Annotated in this window: 13 protein-coding genes; 1 reads left to right on the top strand and 12 read right to left on the bottom strand. The window is 73.2% G+C overall.

From position 1 onward, the window contains the following. Window positions 1-4: 4 nt before the first annotated feature. The 5 genes from SOM11_RS13220 to SOM11_RS13200 all read right to left on the bottom strand — a co-directional run bounded on the left by SOM11_RS13220 (window position 5) and on the right by SOM11_RS13200 (window position 4,954). Window positions 5-1,339: a M50 family metallopeptidase gene (locus tag SOM11_RS13220; protein ID WP_243215118.1), complete on the bottom strand. Its 1,335-nt coding sequence runs from the start codon at window positions 1,337-1,339 to the stop codon at window positions 5-7. 138 nt (window positions 1,340-1,477) lie between these two features. Next, entirely contained in the window at window positions 1,478-2,554 is a 1,077-nt protein-coding gene (dxr, locus tag SOM11_RS13215) for a 1-deoxy-D-xylulose-5-phosphate reductoisomerase (protein WP_192058076.1), read from the bottom strand. A gap of 106 nt (window positions 2,555-2,660) precedes the next feature. Continuing rightward, entirely contained in the window at window positions 2,661-3,674 is a 1,014-nt protein-coding gene (locus tag SOM11_RS13210) for an FKBP-type peptidyl-prolyl cis-trans isomerase (protein ID WP_320478318.1), read from the bottom strand. A 31-nt stretch (window positions 3,675-3,705) separates the two neighbouring features. Next, the gene (locus SOM11_RS13205) at window positions 3,706-4,272 is read right to left on the bottom strand and encodes an FKBP-type peptidyl-prolyl cis-trans isomerase (RefSeq protein ID WP_192058080.1); all 567 of its coding nucleotides are present in this window, start codon (window positions 4,270-4,272) and stop codon (window positions 3,706-3,708) included. A 202-nt stretch (window positions 4,273-4,474) separates the two neighbouring features. Continuing rightward, window positions 4,475-4,954: an OsmC family protein gene (locus SOM11_RS13200; protein ID WP_192058082.1), complete on the bottom strand. Its 480-nt coding sequence runs from the start codon at window positions 4,952-4,954 to the stop codon at window positions 4,475-4,477. A 45-nt stretch (window positions 4,955-4,999) separates the two neighbouring features. Between SOM11_RS13200 and SOM11_RS13195 the strand changes: the two genes are divergently transcribed. Continuing rightward, window positions 5,000-6,052: an asparaginase gene (locus SOM11_RS13195; protein WP_320478317.1), complete on the top strand. Its 1,053-nt coding sequence runs from the start codon at window positions 5,000-5,002 to the stop codon at window positions 6,050-6,052. Window positions 6,053-6,055: 3 nt separating this feature from the next. Here SOM11_RS13195 and SOM11_RS13190 read toward each other — a convergent pair whose 3' ends face one another. The 7 genes from SOM11_RS13190 to SOM11_RS13160 all read right to left on the bottom strand — a co-directional run bounded on the left by SOM11_RS13190 (window position 6,056) and on the right by SOM11_RS13160 (window position 20,974). Next, the gene (locus SOM11_RS13190) at window positions 6,056-6,940 is read right to left on the bottom strand and encodes a hypothetical protein (RefSeq protein WP_320478316.1); all 885 of its coding nucleotides are present in this window, start codon (window positions 6,938-6,940) and stop codon (window positions 6,056-6,058) included. Between the two features lie 105 nt (window positions 6,941-7,045). Beyond that, window positions 7,046-8,809, bottom strand: a complete 1,764-nt coding sequence (locus SOM11_RS13185) for an FHA domain-containing protein (RefSeq protein WP_320478315.1) — start codon at window positions 8,807-8,809, stop codon at window positions 7,046-7,048. A gap of 59 nt (window positions 8,810-8,868) precedes the next feature. Further along, window positions 8,869-11,223 carry a DUF3488 and transglutaminase-like domain-containing protein gene (locus SOM11_RS13180; RefSeq protein ID WP_320478314.1) on the bottom strand — a complete coding sequence of 785 codons (2,355 nt, stop codon included), beginning with the start codon at window positions 11,221-11,223 and terminating at the stop codon, window positions 8,869-8,871. Continuing rightward, complete coding sequence (locus SOM11_RS13175) at window positions 11,220-12,614, bottom strand: DUF58 domain-containing protein (RefSeq protein WP_320478313.1); 1,395 nt, start codon at window positions 12,612-12,614, stop codon at window positions 11,220-11,222. Before SOM11_RS13175 ends, SOM11_RS13180 begins: the two co-directional genes overlap by 4 nt. Next, window positions 12,611-13,582 (bottom strand): AAA family ATPase, encoded by a 972-nt coding sequence (locus SOM11_RS13170; RefSeq protein WP_192058093.1) that lies wholly within the window; start codon window positions 13,580-13,582, stop codon window positions 12,611-12,613. Before SOM11_RS13170 ends, SOM11_RS13175 begins: the two co-directional genes overlap by 4 nt. Window positions 13,583-13,601: 19 nt before the next feature. Then, window positions 13,602-19,454: an Ig-like domain-containing protein gene (locus tag SOM11_RS13165; RefSeq protein ID WP_320478312.1), complete on the bottom strand. Its 5,853-nt coding sequence runs from the start codon at window positions 19,452-19,454 to the stop codon at window positions 13,602-13,604. Next, window positions 19,451-20,974, bottom strand: coding sequence for a serine/threonine-protein kinase (locus tag SOM11_RS13160; protein ID WP_320478311.1), 1,524 nt, complete (start codon window positions 20,972-20,974; stop codon window positions 19,451-19,453). Before SOM11_RS13160 ends, SOM11_RS13165 begins: the two co-directional genes overlap by 4 nt. Window positions 20,975-21,046: the final 72 nt, after the last annotated feature.

Below are 21,046 nucleotides of genomic sequence, written 5' to 3'. Positions count from 1 at the left end.
ACCGTCAGCCGAACAGATCGATCGGGTTCACGATGTCCGCGTAGATGAGCAGCACGCTCATGCCCCCGAGGAGGATCACGACGGCGAAGGTCAACGGGATCACCTTGGCCGTGTCGACGGGCCCGGGGTCGGGTCGGCGGAAGAGCTTCGCGAAGCCCCGGCGGACGGCCTCGACGAGCGCGCCGGCGATGTGACCGCCGTCGAGCGGCATCAGCGGGATGAGGTTGAAGACGAAGAGCGCCACGTTCAGACTCGCGAGCAGGTTGACCACGTAGGCGGCCCGGTCGACGATCGGCACCGAGTCGAGGCTGACGATCTCGCCGGCCATCCGCCCCACGCCGACGACGCTGACCGGCCCGTTGGCGTCGCGCTCCCCGCCGCCGAAGGCCGCCTCGGCGACGCCGACGAGTCGCTGCGGCAGGTGGATGATCAGGTCGACGACGTGCGTGACGTTGTTCCACACGGCGGGCAGCACGGCGGTCACGGGCTGCCGCGCGGTCTCGGTCGCGAACCCGATGCCGACGAAGCCGACCTCGCGCGTCACCGGGGTGCCGTCGGCGGCCTCCTCGTACTGACCGGTGCTCTCGTCGACGACGTACCGCTCGGAGAGGGTCGGGGTCACCTCGAGCGTCTGCTCGGATCCGTCGCGGTCGACGACCACGTCGAGGGTCGTGTCGGCGGAGTCGCGCAGCACGGCGGCGATCTGGTCGCCGTCGCTCATGGTCTCGCCGTCGATCGACACGATGCGGTCGCCGTTGCGGAGGCCGGCCGCGAACGCGGGCGCCGGTGTGGCGTCGGCGGGGCACGAGGTCGCCGTCGACCCCGCGGGGAGGACGCACTCGTTGACGAGACCCACGGTCGTGCTCTCGCGCGCCACCCCGAACCCGCAGAGGACGACGCCGAACAGCACGACCGCGATGAGCAGGTTCATGGTCGGCCCGCCGAGCATGATGATGACCCGCTTGTAGACGGGCAGCCGGTAGAACGTGCGCTCTTCGTCGCCCTCGTCGATGGTCTCGGCGCTGGCCGTCCGGGCGTCCTGGACGAGCGTCTGGAAGAACCCGGTGCTGGATGCCCGACCGGCCTCGCCGTTCTTCGCCGGCGGGAACATCCCCGACATCGAGATGTAGCCGCCGAGCGGCAGGGCCTTGACGCCGTACTGCGTCTCGCCCCTCGTCCGCGAGAAGAGGGTCGGACCGAAGCCGATCATGTACTGCCCGACCTTGACGCCGAACCGCTTCGCCGGGACGAGGTGACCGACCTCGTGCAGGGCGATCGACACGGCGAGGCCGACGACCATGATCAGGACGCCGACGATGAAGAGCAGAACGGTGAGCACCGGGCAAGGGTAGCCGTGCCGAGCCGGGAAGCGACCACGGGACCGCCCTGGCGATGCTGGGAACTCGCGCCGCGCCTCCTCGCCTCCGCCTCGCCCCGCCTCCCCTCGCCCTGCCTCGCCCCGCTGGACGGGCGGAGGCTAGCCGGCGAGCAGCGCGTCCGCCTCGGCGCGCGCCCAGCGCTCGGCCTCGAGCACGCCCTCGAGGGTGCTGGGGCCCGCGTCGTGCCGGTCGACCACCTCGCGGACGGTGTCGAGGATGCCGAGGTACCCCACACGACCCTCGTGGAACGCCAGCACGGCCTGCTCGTTCGCGGCGTTGAAGACCGCCGGGAACGTCGCGCCCGCCCGACCCACCTGCTTCGCGAGCTCGACGGCGGGGAACGCCTCGGCGTCGAGGGGTTCGAAGGTCCACGAGGAGGCGGTGGTCCAGTCGAGGGGTCGACCCACCCCGGCGACGCGGTCGGGCCACGCCAGACCGAGCGAGATCGGGAGTCGCATGTCGGGCGGCGACGCCTGGGCGATCGTCGAGCCGTCGACGAACTCGACCATCGAGTGCACTATCGACTGCGGGTGCACGGTGACGTCGATGTCGTCGTAGTCGACGTCGAAGAGGAGGTGCGCCTCGATCACCTCGAGACCCTTGTTCACCATCGTCGACGAGTTGGTCGTGACGACCAGACCCATGTCCCAGGTGGGGTGGGCCAGGGCCTCGGCCGGCGTGACGTCGGCGAGCGACGCCCGCGAGCGACCCCGGAAGGGCCCGCCCGACGCCGTCAGCACCAGGCGTCTGACCTCGGACGACGCACCGGAGCGCAGGGCCTGCGCGATCGCCGAGTGCTCGGAGTCGACCGGCACGATCTGGCCCGGTCGGGCCCGCTCGCGGACGAGGTCTCCCCCGACGATCAGGCTCTCCTTGTTCGCCAGGGCGAGCGTCGCCCCCGAGTCGAGCGCGGCCAGGGTCGGCGCGAGGCCGACGGAGCCCGTGATGCCGTTCAGCACGACGTCGGCCTCGACGTCGCGGACCAGCGCGACCGACTCGTCGGTGCCGAGGGCGACGTGCTCGACGCCGAAGCGGGCGGCCTGCTCGGCGACGAGGGCCCGGTTGGTGCCGGCCGAGAGACCGACCACGTCGAACAGCTGCGGGTTCTTCTCGATCACGTCGAGCGCCTGGACGCCGATCGAACCGGTGGAGCCGAGGATGGTGATGCGTCGCATGAGGCCACCCTAGGCCCGAGGCGCCCGGGCTCGGCGGGTCGGGGCGTCGGGGCGTCGGGGGTGCTGCGGGTCGGGGGTGGTGGGTGCCGGCCGATCGGGCTGGTGCTCAGGCGACGGCGAGGATGTCGATGACGAACACGAGGGTGTCGGTCCGCTCGATGCCGGAGCCCGGTTCGCCCTCCTCGCCGTAGCCGTCGGCGGGCGGCACGATGACGACGACCTGCGACCCCACGGTCTGGCCGATCATCGCCTCGGCGAAGCCCGACACCACCTGGTCGGTCGAGAACGTCGCGACGGTGCCGCGGCCCCAGCTCTCGTCGAAGACCTCGCCCGTCCGCCAGTTGACGCCCTGGTACTGCACGGTGACGTTCGCGGGGTCGGGGACGATCTCGCCGTCGCCCCTCTTCAGCACCTCGATGCGGAGGTCGGTCGGCGGGTCGGCGTCGGGGATCGTCACCGTGGGGCGACCGTCGTCGGCCAGGGCCACCTCGGGGAAGCCCTGCTCGGCAGGCTGCGCCTCACCCGTCGCACGGGTCGGGACGATCGAGAACGTGTCGACGACGATGATCGCCGCGGGGTTGGGTGCGTCCGTGCCCGGCGAGCCGGGCTGCATGTCGGCCGCCGACGCGACGGTGACCGTGCGGGAGCCGGCCTGCGCGCACGAGAGCGCCCCCTCGATGCCGGGCACGTAGAAGTCGCCGCTGATCGTGAGCTGCTCGCCCGACCCGCCCGTGTAACCCGCCGTGCTCAGCTCGGCGCCCGACTGCGCATCGAAGACCGTGATGGCCACCCGCACCACGTCGCCGACCTCGGTGGTCGGCCCGTCGCCGGGCACGACGACGGTCTGCTGACTGCGTTCGGCCGTCACCGGCGACGGCAGCTCGACGGTCGGCTTCTCGCCGAAGACGCCGCCGACCTCGATCGAGTCGGACTCGGGGCCGGACTCGAGGCAGGTGGTGGGAGCCGCCGACGTCGAGGGCTGGTCGGTCGGTGCGGGCTCGGCATCGGTCGTGCAGCCCGCGAGCAGCAGGGCGACGACGGGCACCGCCCAGGCCGCCGCGCGTCTCGACATCCGCCGAGCGGACGGGTGGGCCGAGGAGGCGCGGGCGGGGTCGGTCACGACGGGCAGCCGGGGACGGGGGCGCGCCGGGTCAGGAGACGGCGAGGATGTCGATCACGAACACCAGGGTGTCGGTCGCCGTGAAGGCGGCACCCTGGGGCACGTTGTCGCCGTAGCCGTCGGCCGGCGGGATCGAGACGATGGTCTGCGATCCGACGGTCTGACCGACCATGCCCTCGGCGAAGCCGGTGATGACCTGACCCGTGCCGAACGTGGCGGGCTCGCCGCGCTGCCAGCTCGAGTCGAAGGTCTCGCCGGTCTGCCAGACGACGCCCTCGTACTGGACGGTGACCGTGGCGCCGTCCTCGACGACGGGGCCGTCGCCCTTCTTCAGCACCTCGACCTGCAGGTCGGTCGGCGGGTCGGTCTCGGGGACGGTCACGGTGGGCGCGCCGTCGTCGGCGAGCTCGACCGTCGGGAACCCGGGCGTCGGGTCCTGCGGCTCGCCCGTGGCGCGCAGCGGGGCCTCGGAGGTGGCCGACGCGCTGGGCGTCGCCGCGCCGCCGGCGCTGGACTCCTCACCAGCGTCGGTGCCGCCGCAGGCGGCGAGCGCGAACACGAGGGCGGGAACGGCGAGGAGGGCGAGGGGACGGCGCATGGGGATCTCTCGGTCTGTGGGCGGGGATCGGACGGTGCCGGTGACGGCGCCGCGACGACGACCATTGTGCCGCACGCTCCCGACGGGGCGCCTGGGAGCCGTTCGCGGCTGTGGGCGGTTGTGCGGGTGCGCGGCTGCGCGGGTGCGCGGCTGCGCGACTGCGCGACTGCGCGGCTGGAGCCGCGCGGCCAGGGGTGCGCGGCTAGGGCTGCGAGGCGACGACGATGCGCGGCTCGTGGTCGACCGGGAACGCGACGGACGAAGCGATGAAGCACTTGCGAGCGGCGTCGGCGTGCAGGGCCAGGGCGCGGTCGGCCATTCCCGCCTCGGCGACCGTGACCACGGGGCGGAGCGTGACCGAGGTGAAGCGGCCCCCGCCGTCGGCGGTCTGGGTCATGCGACCGACGGCGGCGTCCTCGTAGGCCACGACGACGACCCCGTCGGTGGCGGCGACGTGGAGGTAGCTGAGCAGGTGGCACTGCGCGAGCGCGCCGAGCAGCATCTCCTCGGGGTTCCAGCGGTCGGCGTCGCCGTGGAACGTCCGGTCGGCGGACGCGGCGATGTCGTGCAGCTTGCCGTCGGCGCTCAGGGTGTTGTCGCGCCCGTACGACCGGTACGAGACCGTCCCGACGTCCCGGGCTCCCGTCCAGCGCAGGTCGACGGCGTAGTCGTGGTCGAGCATGGGTCCTCCTCGGTCGGTGCCGACGGTCTCGGTACACTCCCCATCATGACCGACCCGCGCCTCCTCGCCCCATCGTCGTCCACCCGCAGACCCCTCACGGTCGACGGCAGCGTCGAGCTGGCCGTCCTGACGCGATCGGGTCTCGACGAGAGTCGTCACCTCGGGGCGGGCATCGTGGTCGACGCCGCGGGATCGGTGCTGAGGGAGGTCGGCGACGTCGGTGCGTCGATCTACCCGCGTTCGTGCCTCAAGCCGCTGCAGGCCCTGACCGTCATGCGGTCCGGCGTGGCCCTCGCCGGCCCCCAGGCCGTCCTCTCCACCGCGAGCCACGCGGGCACAGCCGAGCACCTCGCCGTGGTGGCCGAGCTGCTCGCACGCTCGGGCAGCTCGGAGGACGACCTGCTCTGCCCGCCCGACTGGCCGGGCGACCGCGCGAGCGCACGCCGTGCCGACGGGGCACGGCGGATGGCCATGAACTGCTCGGGCAAGCACGCGGCGTTCCTGCTGGCCTGCGCCGAGAACGGCTGGGACCCGACCACCTACACCGATCTGGACCACCCGCTGCAGCGCGCGACACGCGAGACCGTCTCGGAGTTCACCGGCGAGGTCGTCGACCACGCCGGCGTCGACGGCTGCGGCGCACCCGTGTTCGCGACCACGATCGCCGGGCTCGCCCGTGCCGTGGCGGTCGTGGCCGGCTCGGCGGGTGTCCCGACCGGCACCGGGTCGACGCCGTCCGTCGGCGACCCCGATGCGCGCCTCCTGGTCGAGGCCGTGCTCGCCGATGCCTGGGCCCTCGACGGACCGGGCCGGGCGAACACGGTGGCCATCGACGAGCTCGGGCTCTTCGCGAAGCTCGGAGCGGAGGGCGTCCTGGTGATGGGCACCCTCGACGGCATCGGTACGGCCGTGAAGATCCTCGACGGCAATCTGCGGGCCGCGACGATGGTGGCGCTGCATCTGCTCGTCGGCCAGGGCGCCGTCGATGCGGACGCCGCCGGATCCGTCGTGGAGGCGACGAGCGAGCGCGTGCTCGGCGCCGGCCGCGACGTCGGTCGCATCCGCCTCTCGGACGCACTCGTCGGCGGACGGGCCTGAGGGTCAGCACGAGCCCGCTCCCCGCCACCCGTCGACGGGGTCGCGGATCGACACGAGGTCGAGATCGACCGCCACCCGGCAGGGTCGGCCGTCGCGCCTGACGACCTGCGCCCTGGCATCGGCCCCGATCACGACGAGCACGTCGACCCGTCCGACGTCGGCGCTCGTCCGACCATGACGCACCTCGAGCGAGGCCGCGCCCAGTCGGCGGGCCTGCAGGAGATACCCCTGGGCCGCCGCCCGCGCCAGGACGATCGGCCCGACGATCCCGACGGAGCCGCGCGCCTCGACGCAGAGCGGACCGTCGGCGAGCGTGGCCGCCTCGTCGACGAGTCGTCGGATGTCGGCCAGAGCCGCCGGATCGTCGGCTGACCCGACGCGTCGAACCGGGACTCGCGGTTCGGGCGGCGTCGTCGTCCGCAGGGAGCTCTCGACGGCGCCCCGGCCCAGGACGAGGTACGGCGTCGCCCCGGAGGCGCGGGTCGCCCCGGCACCGGAGGTCGCGTCGATCACGTCACGACCGGCCCGAGCCACGGCGGCGCTGCCGGGGAACCTCTGATGCAGTTCGGCCAGCTCGAGCCTGTGCAGCTCGCGGATCGTCCGCTCGACGGAGGCGATCGCCTCCTCGAAGCGGCGCCGCCCGTGTCGGATCCGAGCCGGGGCGCCGACGAGTTCGACGACCGACCAGACGCCGACGACCGCTGCGACGACGGCGACGGCCGATGCGGCGACCGCGGTCACCGGCACCGAGCCGCTCACGCCGACGACGATCGAGGCGACGATCGCGACGCCCGCCGCGTGCACCGGCGGACGCCTGGCCCGGGGCCGCGGTGGCACGGCGGGGAGCACGATCGTCCGTCGAGGAGGCGGGTGTTCGGCGAGGCTCACACTTCACGAGACCACGCGGCCCCGCCTCCGCGGGCGCTGTCGGAGAGCGCTTGTGGAGAACCGCGGGGTCGGCGCCGCCGGGGAGGGGTCGGCGCCGGGGAGGGGTCAGCCGACGACGAAGAACTGCTCGCCGATGTCGACGCGACTCCCCCGGCTCACCCGCACCCGGGTGCCGGGCTCCAGCCTGCGGGCGGGTTCGCCGTGCGGACGGACGATGGTGCCGTTGCCCGACCAGCGGTCGCTGAGCCAGAGGTGCCCGTCGTCCTGACCGAATTCGAGGTGCGTCTTCGAGACCGACCGGCCCGGATCGACGATGCGCACGAGCTGATCGAAGGACTCCCCGGGCTGCGGGGTGGGAGCCCGCCCGACGAGCCCCGAACCGTCGACGGTGAAGCTCTCGCCGGTGCTGAACTGCAGCACGAAGGGCGATCCGGTCGGTCCGCGACGGACCAGGCGGGTCTCGTCGACGTCCTCGTCGTCGGCCGCTGTCGGCGCGGCGGGCCGTCGGGGACCCCAGGCGGGTTCGGGTACCGGCGGCAGATGCTGCGTGGACGGACGCGCGTGGTCCGTCTCCGGCTCGGACTGCTGCTGCTCCGGCTCGAACCGCTGCTGCGGCTCCGACCGCTGCTCCGGCTGGTCGGCCCGGGACGGGCCGTCGACCAGGGCGGACCGCATCTCAGGGGCGACGACGACCTCGGCGGGGCGATCGTCGCCGTCGAGCGGGCTCCGTCGCGAGAGCGGGACGATCGGCCCCGTGAACGACAACGCGACGGAGGCCACCACGGCGCCGCAGACGCCGCAGAAGATGTCGTCCTCGTGGATCTCGGCGCCGCATTCCGTGCATCGCTCCGCAGCGGAAGCGGTGCCCGGCTCCACGAGGGGGACGGGGGCGGCGCCGGAGTCCCGCGGGCTGAGGGTGGAATCGGCGATCGGCTCGACACGGACGGTGTCCCCCGGCCTGGGGACGACGTCGTCCGTCACCGGGCGGTCGTCGGTGGAATGCGCACCGGTGGAACCGAGGCCGGGGGCGCTCGCGACGGGCGAGCCGGCGTCGACGGACCGGTCGTCAGCCGGGTCGGCGGCGGCCGGGGTGTCGTCCGCGGCGTCAGCGGCGGTCATGCCGGTCGGATGGGCTTCGGACGGGGCGTCGTCGGACGCGACGTCCGCGACGTCGCCGGTCGTTCCGCTCCTGCCGGCATCGGCGGACACGGGGGCGGACTCCGGCGCCGCTCCCCCGATCTCCGTCGCTTCGATCTCCGGCGCGTCCGCGGGGTCGCTCGTGGCGGAGTCCGCGTCGGACGACTCCCCAGGCGACGAGGCCACGGCGCCACCGGTGCCTCCTCCGTCGACGACCGGGACATCCGTCCGAGAGGACACCGGGGTCAACGACGCCGTCCAGAGCGGGGCCGTCGGCGGACGTGAGGCGTCGTCGCCACGAGGCGACGGCTCGCGAAGAGGCGCCGGCCGGGGCGTCACCGGAGCGGCACCGCCGCCGACGGCGCTCGGACCGCCTGCCTGTCGCGACTCCTCCGACGCTGTCGCGGCGGCGGCGTCCTCCGCGGCCGCTGCGGCACTCGCCGCCGCATGCTCCGCCTCACGGTCGGCGGACGCCTCCGGAGAGCCGTCGCGCCAGACCGGCACCGGGTCCGACGCCGAGGGAGCGAGGTCGTCGGAGACCGACGGGGCCTCGTCGAGGGCATCCGCCGTCGTGTCGTGGACCCACCAGGGACGATCCGTAGCGGCCGGACGCGCAGGCGACTGCAGCCGCCAGGCAGGAGGGCGGGAGTCCGCCGGGTCGGCGACAGGAGGCCCGGCGGGACCCGAGGTGTCGACACCGGAGAGCGTACGGCCGCACTCGCCGCAGATCATCGCGCCGACGGGCAACGGACTGGCACAGGTGGGGCACTGCATGCGGAAGAGACCTCTAGCTAGCGTTCGGGACGTTTCCGGCCATGGTATCCGCGGAGTGAACGAGACGAGACCGCTGCCACCACCCGCCGCCATCTCGTCGCCCGGGCGTCGAAGGCCCTCCTCATCTCGATGACGGCGACCCAGACGCGATCGGCGTCCTCCGCCGCCGGTTCGGCCGGAGCGAAGGTCGCACGATCGGCGACCCGTGCGAGCACGGTCGGACGCGAGCCCCCGACGATCTCAGCCGCCTCGCTCCGGGTGGCCGAGGCGGGGATCTCGACTCCGTGATCGAGAGCGGCGTCGTGGAACTCACGCCACCCGCCGGCGATCCGGACCGCGGGGTCCGGATGCCGACGACGAAGACGACGCCGACGTGCTTTGGCCGCGACGATCGCGAGGAACGGCGAGGCGAGCAGTCCCAGGACGAGAGCGACGACGCCGACGATGGGGACGACCAGCCGGACGATAGCCAGCCAGGCCGGTGGCGCCTCCGGCGTCTCCTGGTCGGATTGCGGCGGGGCCTGCTCGTCGCGCAGCTGCGGTTCCCGGAGGGGCGGCTGCACCACCGACTCCGGGCGCTGCAGTCGGTTCGGATCGAGGACCCGCTCGTCGGGGATAGGGCGATCGAGGGGGACGGGATCGAGCGCGACCCAGCCGTGTTCCCGCGTGTCGACCTCGATCCACGCGGTGACATCGGCTCCTGTCACGGACACCGAGCCGTCGGTCGCCTCACCGACGTCGGGCGCGAATCCCATCACGACGCGCGCGGGGAACCCCAGCTCGCCGGCCATCAGAGCGGCCGCGGCCGAGTACTGCTCGGCGTCGCCGATCATGACCGGGTCGGTGAAGAGCTGCGCCAGACGCTCGGAGCCGTGACCCGAACGGCTCGGCGGCTCGTCGTCGGAGACGCCGTGCGAGATGTATCCGTCGTCACGGAGTGCCGACAGAGCGGCCTGGAGCCGGGCACCCGGGCCGTCGACGCCTCGGACGTCGGCGGCGAGCGCGTCGGTCAGCTCGTCCGGGACTGCGACGGGCTCCGGCACGCTCGCCGAGCCGGGCGTCAGATCGGCCAGCCGGTCGACGTCCGGCCCCGTCGGCAGCACCGCGTCGAGACGGTAGGTGTCTCCGGCGTCGAGTCCGCCGTCGACGACGGCCGCCCCGCTGACGTCGTTGTAGAAGAGTCCGGTCGGCCGCGTCGCGGCGTCGTCGCCGCCGAACTCGATCGATTCGAGACGACCGACCGTCGGCAGCCAGACCCCCCGGTACGAGCCGACCTCGACGGAGAGCTCGACCCGCCGGCCTTCGACACCAGACTGGTCCACCGTCGAGGGGATCCGATCGAACGATCCGGACTCGCTCGACACCTCGGAGCTGCCGACCGTGTACGCGACGCCGTCGTAGGTGTCGAGCGTCGCGAGACGGAGCAGCTGCCCGGCACCGAGGCCGCGGACGGTCAGGAGGGTCTGGTCGACGGCGGGCTGCTGCTCGTAGACCCGCAGACGGGTCAGGGGGCTGACGAGACTCCGCGGATCGAAGGGCGGGTCGACGACCGTCCGGGCGACCGTCCGGGGCGACGAGGGCGGCGCGGCGACGACGACCGCCGAGGCGACCACGCCGGCGACGAGCAGCGTGACGATGGAGCCGGCGACGGCGCGCGCAGCGACTGTCCGGTGACCCGACGCGCGGACCGCCTCCGCGCCTCCTGCGAGCGCTGCCAGAGCGACCCGACGTCTGTGGAGGCGCCACCACAGGGACCACCCCACGCACGAGGCCAGGAGGGCGAGCCCGGTGCCGAGGGGAAGCCAGGCGTCTCTCGGTCCGAGCACGATGCCGACCAGATAGACGACGATCGGGGCGACGACGGCGAGCTCGCCCCGCCGCGACCGGAGGGCGACGCTCAGCCCGATCACGGTCGCGAGCAGGACGAGCACGAAGGCGGGGACGAGGAGGGCCTCGTAGCTGCCGACCGGCAGTCCGATCGTCACGAGCCGCTTCCACCCCAGCGCCGTGCCGCCGACGAGGTCGACGAGACCGGCCACCGTGGGGACGACGCCCCAGACCGTCTGGGACGGCACGGCCAGCGGCACGCCGAGCAGCAGGAAGACGACGACCGTCGCGATCAGGACGAGGAGGCTGGACGCGCGCAGCACGGCCCCGCCGACCGCGACGGCTGTTCCGACCGCGATGGTCACCACGACGAGCACGACGAATGCGGAGCTCTGGTACACCGGCCACAGAGTGGACGTCGCGACGAGCATCGACAGGGCGTGGAGCCCGGCGACGGCGGCGACGAAGGAGGCGCGGGGCCGTCGCCGAGCTGCTCCCGCCCGTCGTCCGGCTGCCGGTCCGCGGCCCGCCGGGTCGACGCTCACGAGGCCGCCGCCCTGGCCAGGGACTGCCGCAGGTCGTCGAGGTAGCCGATCGTCAGCACCGTGAGATCCGTCAGCCGCCGCACCCCCGGGACCGCCTCCGCATCGCAGACGATCGCCACGACCTCGACGCCCAGCGGGAACCGCACGGCGGCGGACCGCAGTGCGGCGAGCGTCGTCGTCGACCCCACGACCAGGAAGGCGACGGAGACGCCGGTCGCCTGACCGCCCGCCGCCCGGGCGACGTCGGCGATCGTCGGAGCCGACTCGGACGCCTCGACGACGGCGAGACCGTCGAGCAGCCGGCCCCGGGTGACCGTGTCGAGCGTCCGCACGGCGACGGCGCGGCGTCGGGCGGAGTCTGGCGTGCGCTCGCCGACGACGACGCTGAGGTCGCGCGCGTCGCGGATGGCCCGGACGCCGAGGGACCCCGCGGCGCTGACCGCGAGCTCGAACTCCTCGGGGTCGGCGAAGTCGTCGAGGGCGAGGCTCAAGGCGATGACGAGGTGCGACCGGCGGCTCTGCTCGAACTGGCGGACCATGAACGTGCCGGTCTTCGCCGTCGACCGCCAGTGGATGTGACGACGCTCGTCGCCGGGCTGGTACTCGCGGATCGCGTGGAACGAGAGGTCGTCGGGCGCGAGATCGCGGGTGGGGCTGCCCTCGAGGTCGCGGACGAACCCCGTGCTGGTGCTCGGGATGCCGACGGTGGTCGGGTGCACGAAGACCTCGGCGGCGTCGGTCCACTCGATCTCGCGACGCACGAGCCCGACGGCGTCGCCCCGCACCGTGCGCGCCGGACCGACCCGGACGAGACCGCGGCGCGACGTCGGGACGCTGAACGGCTCGTGGACGGACCCGCCGGCGCGGAGCCCGGGGAGGTGCAGCTCGACGAGTCCGTCGGCCACCGGGATCTCGACGGTCGCTCCGACGACGCGACGCCGCGTGGGGTTCGCCACCCGCAGCTCGCCCGTCAGCGGCTGGCCCACGGACACACGGTCGTCGGGGAGCACGACCGCGACCTCGAAGGCGGTGCGGCCGAGGAGCGAGAGGGCCGCGAGGACGAGCATGACGAGGGCGGCCACGGCGATGGCGAGCAGTTCGGTCCACCCGAGGGCGTAGCCGGCGACGAGACCGAGCGGGACGACGCAGAGCACGGACCAGCCGAGCGGGGTCACGAGCGTCGACACGGCGCGTCCGGCCCCCGACAGGGCGCGGCGGACGGCCTGGGCCGCCTCGGCCGCCGCGCGCACGGCACCGGCGCCGGGACCGACGCGTCCGCCAACGATGCGCGTGCGCGCCTCGGTGACGCCGGCGGTCGCCCCGGGGAGTCGATGGTCGACGCCCGCGTCGCCTCGCCCGCGACGGCTCGTTCGGGTCGGGGTCGCGCTCACACGGTGTTCCGCTCGGCCGGCGGGGGCGTCTCGAGCAGCAGCTGGCCGATCACGCTCGACGGGGTGACGCCGTCGAACTCGGCCTCGGGGTCGAGGACGATGCGGTGCGCGAGGACGGGTTCGGCGAGGGCCTTGACGTCGTCCGGCACGACGTAGTGGCGCCCCTGGGACGCCGCGTAGGTCTTGGCGCAGCGCACCAGGGCGAGTGCGCCGCGGACGCTGACCCCGAGCCGGACCTCGTCGGCCGCCCGGGTCGCCTCGACCAGCCGGGCGACGTAGTCGTTGATGCTCGGCTCGACATGCACGGTGCGGGCCAGGAGCGCCATCTCGGTGACGACGTCGGCCCGGACGACGGGTGGGATCGACCCCTCGTGGACCCGGGTCGCCGATCCCGCGAGGATCCGCACCGTCGCCGCGTGATCCGGGTACCCGATGGAGGTCTTCATGACGAAGCGGTCCAGCTGCGCTTCGGGGAGCCGGTACGTTCCCGCCTGCTCGATGGGGTTCTGCGTCGCGATGACCATGAAGGGGCGCCCGACGTCGTGACTGACGCCGTCGACGGTGACCCGCCCCTCCTCCATGACCTCGAGCAGGGCCGCCTGCGTCTTCGGGCTCGCCCGGTTGATCTCGTCGGCCAGCACCACGTTCGCGAAGATCGGACCCCGATGGAACTCGAACTCCCTGCGCCCCTGGTCGTAGACGCTGACCCCGGTGATGTCACCCGGCAGCAGATCGGGCGTGAACTGGACCCGGCTGCTCGTGCCCTGCACGCTCTGCGCGATCGCGCGGGCGAGGGACGTCTTGCCCGTTCCGGGGAAGTCCTCGAGGAGGAGGTGCCCCTCGCTCAGCATCGCCGTGAACGACAGCCTGACCACGAACGACTTGCCGAGCAGCACCTGGTCGACGCCGGCCACCAGGCGACCGAAGACGTCGGAGAACCAGGCGGCCTGCTCGGGGGTCATGCTCATGCGATCGTTCGCTCTCTCGTCAGGGGGTGGGGTCGGTCGGGTCGGTCGACGCGGGCCCGGGCGCGGGATCGCAGAGCGCGGTCGCCGACTCGGGGTCGGTGTGACCGTCGACGGTCGCCTTGACCGACACGGAGGTCGCGCCGTCCGGGACCACGCTGCTGTAACCGTAGGCGATCCCCTCGGGGTCGCTCGAGACTCCCCCGGGGAAGCCCGGCCCGGCGAACGTCACGACGACGGACGTCACGGGCGTGCCGACGTTGCGGGGCTCCGACGCTCCCAGGGGCGCGCCGACCGTGCAGGAGGACACGACGGCCCTCGTGTCGACCGGGGTCGCGCTCGTCGCGGCCGAGGCGGGACCGCACTCGTCGCGGGTCTGACCCGTGCGGCAGGCCTGCAGGGTGACGCTGAGGGGCACGCCGTTCCCGTTGTCGTCGGTGATGAAGCCGTCGGCGGGCACGGGACGCCACTCGCCGGAACCGAGCCGGTACCGGTAGGAGTCGACGGCTCCCGGTGCGGACAGCCCCTGGACGCGCGCCTTGAACAGACCCCCCGGGCCGCGGTACTCGACGGCCACCGATCCCTCGGCACGACCCGGCGGCGTCACGCTCTCCGCAGTCGCGCCGGCGCTCGAGCAGAAGATCCCGTTCGACGCGACGACCGTGTAGCTGTAGGTGGCGTCCCGGTCGGGCGACTCGCTGTAGGTGGTCGACGAGAGGCCCTGCGCCACTCGGGTGCCGGTCGCCGAGCACCCGGTGACCGTCGTCGCGGACGTCGACCGGTAGACGTCGAAGCGGGGAGCCGACCCTCCGGCCGCGCCCGGCACGGTCCAGGAGATCGACACCTGGTTCGTCGTGGCGCCGGCCCGGACGGCGAAGGCGCCGGGGACGCCGACGGCGGCGGCCCGCACCGCGCTGCTCCGCGACCAGTCGGACGCGTCGGCGACCTGCGCCCTGTTGGTCGCGAAGACCCGTACGTCGTAGCGGGCTCCCGGCACGAGGCCGGGGATGGACGCCGACGTCGAGGTCGTCGACTGCGGGCCCGGCGCCCCGTCGCCCGTGATCTCGACCGTGTAGCCCGTCACGGCGGTCCCTCCGGCCGGTCGCGGCACGGCGGCCCATCGGACGTCGAGGACCCCGGGCGCCGTCGTCGACGGCGACACCTGCACGTCACCGGGAGCCGCGGGTACGAAGTCGGCACGGTACGGGTCGCTCGAGGCGCTGGGCTCCGAGGCGCCCACGGCGTTGGCGGCGACGACGGAGAACCGGAAGGTCTGCTCGGGATCGAGGTCGGTGAGGGTGCAGACCGTCGACACGCCGCAGTCCCTCGTGTAGACCGAGCCGGCCGATCCGACGCCCGTGAGACGGAAGCCGGTCAGAGGGGAGTTGTTCGACGCCGGCGCAGCGTACGAGAGCGTCAGCCGGCCGCCCGAGGAGTCCCCGACACGGACGGGTGCCACCGGGGTGTCGGGGACGTCCTGGACGGAGACCGTGACATTGCCCCAGACGGCACGCGAGGGATCACCGGTCGCGTCCACCACCTGGTACTGGATGTTGGCGTCGATCGGCGAGGCCGTCGCGGCGACGCGCACCGCCAACGTCCGCCCGTCGTCGCTCGGCGTCACGGCGACGCCGGCCGGCAGCGAGGCGCCGCCCAGACCGCGGATCCCGCCGACGCGCAGGGGCTGCCCAGGGAAGGGGTTCCGGCTCTCGTCGTTCGCGAGCACGTCGACCGTGGCGGCCCCGCCACGAGCCACCACGACCGAGTCGGCGGCCGGGGCGACCAGCGGCCGGGTCGAGCCGACGACGGACAGCCGCACCGCGCCTCCTCGCCCGACGGCCGCGGAGTCGGAGACCGATACGGGCAGGGTGCGCGTGGTGCCCTCGACCGTCGACGCGGCGGCGGTGACCGTCAGCTCGCGTCCCGTGAGATCGAAGGAGAACCCCGGCCCGGACGCCCGTCCCAGCTCGTACCGGAGCTCGCCGACGTCGTCGGGGTACGGGTAGGTCGTCACCCTCGAGAGGTCGATCGAACGCGACTCCCCCGGTTCGAGGTCGAGGGACGTCCCGGTGAACACCGGCGGCTGGTTGTCGCGCGGCGTGACCGTGATGGGCAGCACGAGGGTCGCCGTCCGACCCTCGGGGTCGTCGGCCGCGCGGCCGTCCGTGACCTCGAAGGAGACGGAGGCGACCCCGAAGAACAGATCGGCCGAGGTGAAGCTCAGGGTCGTGTCGTCGACCACGAGGTCGTCGCCGTTCGCGTGGGTCGCCCGGACGGACCCCGCATCGGTCAGCCGGACGCCCCGGTCTCCGGCCGCGATGACGTAGTCCTCGAGATCGATGCGGAGGGTGCTCTCGCTCACGACGGAGAGCGACGGGGCGGAGCGGTCGAGCTGAGGCAGCGCGTCGTCGAAGCCGGGGACACGCACGAAGGCGAGCGACCGGACGTCGGGGTCGGCCGGGTGCGACACCCAGAACGGGACGATCTGACTCGCGTCGGTCACCGTGATCCGGAGGCGCCTGGCCTCCGTCACCTCGGCCGTCCCGTCGTAGCCGGTCTCGACGCCGAGTCCCAGCCGGGAGGTCGGGACGTCGGCGGAGAAGACGTTCGCGAGGACGTCGACGTCGACCGACACCCGACCGCGGATGTCGCGCAGGTCGAGCACGGTGTCGTCGGCGAGCGGGGGGTTCGGCGGAGCGTCGGGATCGACGGTCACGGTGACGAAGCTCGAGCTCGACCCCCCGCGCGCGTTCTCGACCTCGTACACCACGCCGTAGCTGCCGGGCGTCGACGGCGGCGTGACCGTGACGAGCTCGTCGTCGACCACCACGGCATCGACCGTCTCATCACTCGACTCGACGCCCGTGACCGAGAGATCTCCGCCGTCGGGGTCGGAGTCGTTGTCGAGCACCCGGACGGTGATCGAACCGCCCGGTCGCATCGTGACGTCGTCCTCCACGGCGACGGGGGCCCGGGAGCCGTCCGCCCTGGCCGACACTCCGACGCGCACCACGCCGGTGGCTCGCGCCCCGAGGCCGTCCACCACCGAGTACTCGAACGTGTCGGTGCCCGCCGCGTACGGGCCCGCCTCGTAGTCGAGACGATCGGGACCGGACATCGACACGGCCCCCTTGTCGGGGTTGCTGCCGATCCCGACGAGCTGCACGCTGTCTCCGTCGGCGTCGATGCCGTCGAGCGGGACGGTGATGCGGACCGTCTCGCCCGCGACGACGCGTGCGGTGACGGTCTCCGGCACGGGCGGCGCGTTGGTCGCCGCATCGGACTCCCGGACCGTGATGGTGACCTGGGCGTCGGCGGTCTGGCCGTCCTCGCCGACCGCCGTGTAGACGGCCGACACGATGCCCGGCGTCTCGGGGGCCAGGTAGCGCAGTCGGTCACCCGAGGCGAACAGCAGACCGCCACCCTCCGGCACCGGGCGACGGAGGTCGTGCCCGAGCGAGACCTCGTCGCCGTTCGGCTGCTCGTCGTTCGCGAGGACGTCGATGTCGATGACGTCTCCCGCACGGACAGTCGCCTGATCGTCGGTGGCGACCGGCGGCTGGGTCTGCGAGCGGCGGGGGATCTCCACGACGGTGATGCTCCCCACCGCGGAGGCGAGCCCGTTCGTCACGGTGTACGACAGCTCGACGGGACCGTCGTCGAGGGGTCTGGTCAGCGTCACCCGGACGTAACGCTGGTCGATCGTCTCGACTCGGAGCCCGGTCGACTCGGGCGCCTGCGAGACCGAGGTCACGAGGAGGACGTTCCCGGCGGGATCACGATCGGTCCCGGCCGCATCGACGGTCTCGCTGCTGAGCGTCTCGACGAACACCGTCTTGGGCGTCGTCACGGGTGCGCTGTTGACGTCGGGCGGCGAGAGCACCTCCACGCGGATGGTCCCGCTCGCGGTCTGGTCGCCGTCGGTGACCGTGTACTCCAGGTTGTGGGTCCGGACCTCGTCGCTCGTGAAGAGCAGCGTCCCCGCGTCGTAGCTCGGAGCGATCTCCGCGCCCTCCTGTGCCGGGACGCTGTTCAGCGAGACCGGGCCCGTGCCTCCCTCGGCGTAGGCCAGGGGCCTGATCGTCGTCTGCCGACCCGCGTAGGCCTGGACCGAGAAGGAGTCGGTCGTCAGCGGGGTGTCCCCCGCCGCCGCGACGGTGATGCGCAGCACGCCGTTGGCCTCGGCGCGCCCGTCGGACACCGTGAGCGCGACGTCCGTGGTCGTCGCCCCGGCGCCGCTGTCCTGGTAGACGACGTCGCCGTCCGGTGCGGACGAGACACCGCCCTCGCCCGAGGCGGACGTCAGATAGAAGGCATCGCCGTCGGGGTCCACCCAGTCGCCCAGCACCGGCGTGGTGACCCGACCCGACGACGCGACCACCGCCTCCGACGATCGACGCTGTTCGGGCGGACCGTTCTCGTCGGGCGACCGGACCGTCACGGTGACCGTCGCCGTGTCCCGTCCGCCCCTCCCGTCCGAGATCGTGTAGTCGAAGACGAGCACGCCGCTCGCGGCGTCGTCGAGGGTGAGGAGCAGATGCTGCCTGTCGTCGACGATGTCGACCCGTCCGGCCGCGTCGTCGAGGCCCTCGACCGTGTCGATCGACAGCGGATCGCCGTTCGGGTCGTAGTCGTCGAGCAGCACGGGGAGGCTCGTGGCGCGACCGGCGCGGGCTCCGAAGTCGTCGTCGGCGGCGACCGGCGCCTTCTGGTCGGGGTCGAGCTCGAGCGTGTCGTCGCCGACGTCGTCCTCGTCGTCCTGTCGCATCTCGTCGCGTTCGAGCAGGTCGTCCCAGTTGTCGATGAGTCGGCCGCCCGACTGCACCGCCCAGCTGCGACCGGTGACCGGATCGTTCAAGACGACCCGGCGTCCGTTCACGTCGTAGACGAGACCCGCGTCGGAGGGCACCCCCTCGAGTGCGGTGAGACCGCCGCGTGACGACGAGCAGTCGCTCCACTCCGTCCCGTCCGACCAGGCTGCCCGGAGACATCCGTCGACGACCACCGGTCGTGCCGGCGTCCCGTCTCGACCCGAGACGAGCTCGTCGACGCGGTCGGCGGCGAACGGCACGGACGAGAGACCGCTCGGCGTGGCGACGACGAACGCATCGTCGGCGGCGCCGCCGGTCTGCAGGGCGGAGACTCCATCTCCGCCGCCCGGCACCTCCACCGTGCGTCCGTCGACGGTCAGCTCGCCCGACACCGTGTCGAGCAGCGCCCAGTGAGAGCCGGCGGCCGCCACCTGGTAAGGCCCCTCGCCGGTCGTCTCGACGGCCTGCGTCGACGTCACGTCGAGCCCCTGGCCGGAGTCGACCAGAGAGACCATCCCGCTCTCGGCCGAGAACACGACGATCCCTCCCTCGGGTGAGGTGCCGGCCACCAGGTCGCCCCCGAGGCTCAAGTCGGCGGCGGCGTCGCTCGTGAACGAGTCGAGCTCGGCCGCCGGCGTCGACCAGACCTCGCCCGTGCCCCCCGACAGGACGACGGCGCGATCGCCGACGAGCAGCACCTCGGGGCTCTCGGGCGGCAGCGGCACGCTGACATCCGCCGTGGCGGTCGCGGGGTCCACGATCCCCGCCGTCGCGCTCGTGCGGTCGACGAGCACGACGGCGGTCGGAGTCTGCACGACCGAGAGATCCGAACCCTGACTCCGGACGGCGGAGTTCAGCTCCCCCACGTCGGGGTTGGCGCGGCCGATCGCCGTCCGCGAGCCGTTCGCCACCCAGACGGTGCCGTCGTCCAGGTCGAGGCGCTGCTGCTCGTACCCCGGCCCGACGAGGGCCACGCCCGCAACGAGTCCCACGATGACGAGCCCGCTGACACCCGTGGCCACCGCCGATCGATGCGATCGCATCCAGGCGCCGAGACGACTCATCCGCCCTCCCCCGACGCGCACGTCTCCGCGCTCGGCTGGCCCGTGCGGCCGGCGCGATTGACGCTCACCGTCACGCAGACCTCGGAACGGTCGGCCGCGTCGCCGACGATGAAGCTCGCGCCCGCCTGCTGGCTGGTGTCGGCCCTCCCGGCGGTGTCGGTCTCGATGACGTACAGGTCGCCGGCCCGCAGGCCCGGATCGTCCCAGCGGAAGGTCACGGTCTCGCCGTCCCGTTCCGCCTCGACGTCGACCACCCGCGGGATGCTGTCCGGGTCGGATCGCACCAGCACCAGCGTGGCGGCCGCCCCCAGAGCGATGACGCCGACCGCGACGGCCACCAGCAGCCCCACCATCGCGCCCCTCGTCCTGCTGCGCCCCTCGCGGCCCGTCCTCGTCGCGACCCCTCGGGAGACGGCGCGGTCCCCGACCGTGTCGCCACCGTGGACAGCCCGGGCCTGAGCCTCGGTCACGCGCCGTCGTCGGCGGCGACGACTCGCCGACACCGCCGGGGCGGCCCCCCGGAGGCGCGTCCGGCCTTCGAGGTCCGCCACGGTCGCGAGCGCCCAGTCGTCGACGGCGACCTCGATCGGGGTCTGCGCGACGCCGATCTCGCTCTCGATCCGCTGCAGCTCCCGGATCAGCTCGAGCACGCTCGACGGCCTCTGCTGGGGGCGTCTCGACATCGCCGTCGCGAGGACGCGCTCGAGGCTCGCCGGCACGTCCGTCCGACCGGTGGGCGCGAGGCGGGCCTTGTCGATCCGCGCGATCAGATCGGACGCGGTGTTCTTCTCCCCGCCGAGGATCTCGAAGGGGCTGCGTCCGGCCAGGAGCGAGTAGACGGTCGCCCCGAGCGACCAGACCTCGGACTCGATGGTGCCGCCCGTCTCGTCCAGGAGGACCTCGGGTGCCGACCAGGGGATGGACATGCCGACGACGTCGTTCGGCTCGCTCTCGCCGAGCGACGCGGCGATGCCGAAGTCGGACAGGACGGGATGCCCGTAGGCGGTGGTCAGGATGTTGGACGGTTTGAGGTCGCGATGCAGCACACCCTGTCGATGCGCGGTCTCGACGGCGCTGCCGATCTTGACGCCGATGCGGAGGACGTCCGCCACCGGGATGCGGTCTTTTCGGTAGCGATCGCTGAGCGAGGAGGAGCAGAGCTCCATCACGAGATAGGGCCGACCGTCGGCGGACACGCTCGCCTGGTGGACGGTGAGGATCGACGGATGCGCGCTGAGCTGCGCCATGAGGTTGGCCTCGGCCTGGAACATCTGACGCACGCGGTCGTCGACGACCTCGCTGAGCATGACCTTCACCGCGACCTGACGACGCGGCATGTTCTGCTCGTACAGGAACACGTCGGCGAAGCCGCCCGAGCCGAGCACCCGCACCGGCGTGAAACCGGGCAGCACAGGGGGCTGGGACGGCAGTCGTCGCGCCACGTCGGCCTCCTCGAAGGTCGGTCGTTCGGTCAGGTGGGCCGACGTCGGGTCGGCGCGATCGATTGTAGGTGTCGCCACCGGGCCTCTCGCCACGAGCGGCGACTCCGTGGGGTGCCGCGCCCTCCCCCACTTCTGGGGAGGGATCGATGA

The organism is Frigoribacterium sp. CFBP9029 (assembly GCF_034045305.1).
In the GTDB taxonomy this organism is placed as follows: domain Bacteria; phylum Actinomycetota; class Actinomycetes; order Actinomycetales; family Microbacteriaceae; genus Frigoribacterium.
This window is presented reverse-complemented; position numbering and strand designations above follow the sequence as displayed.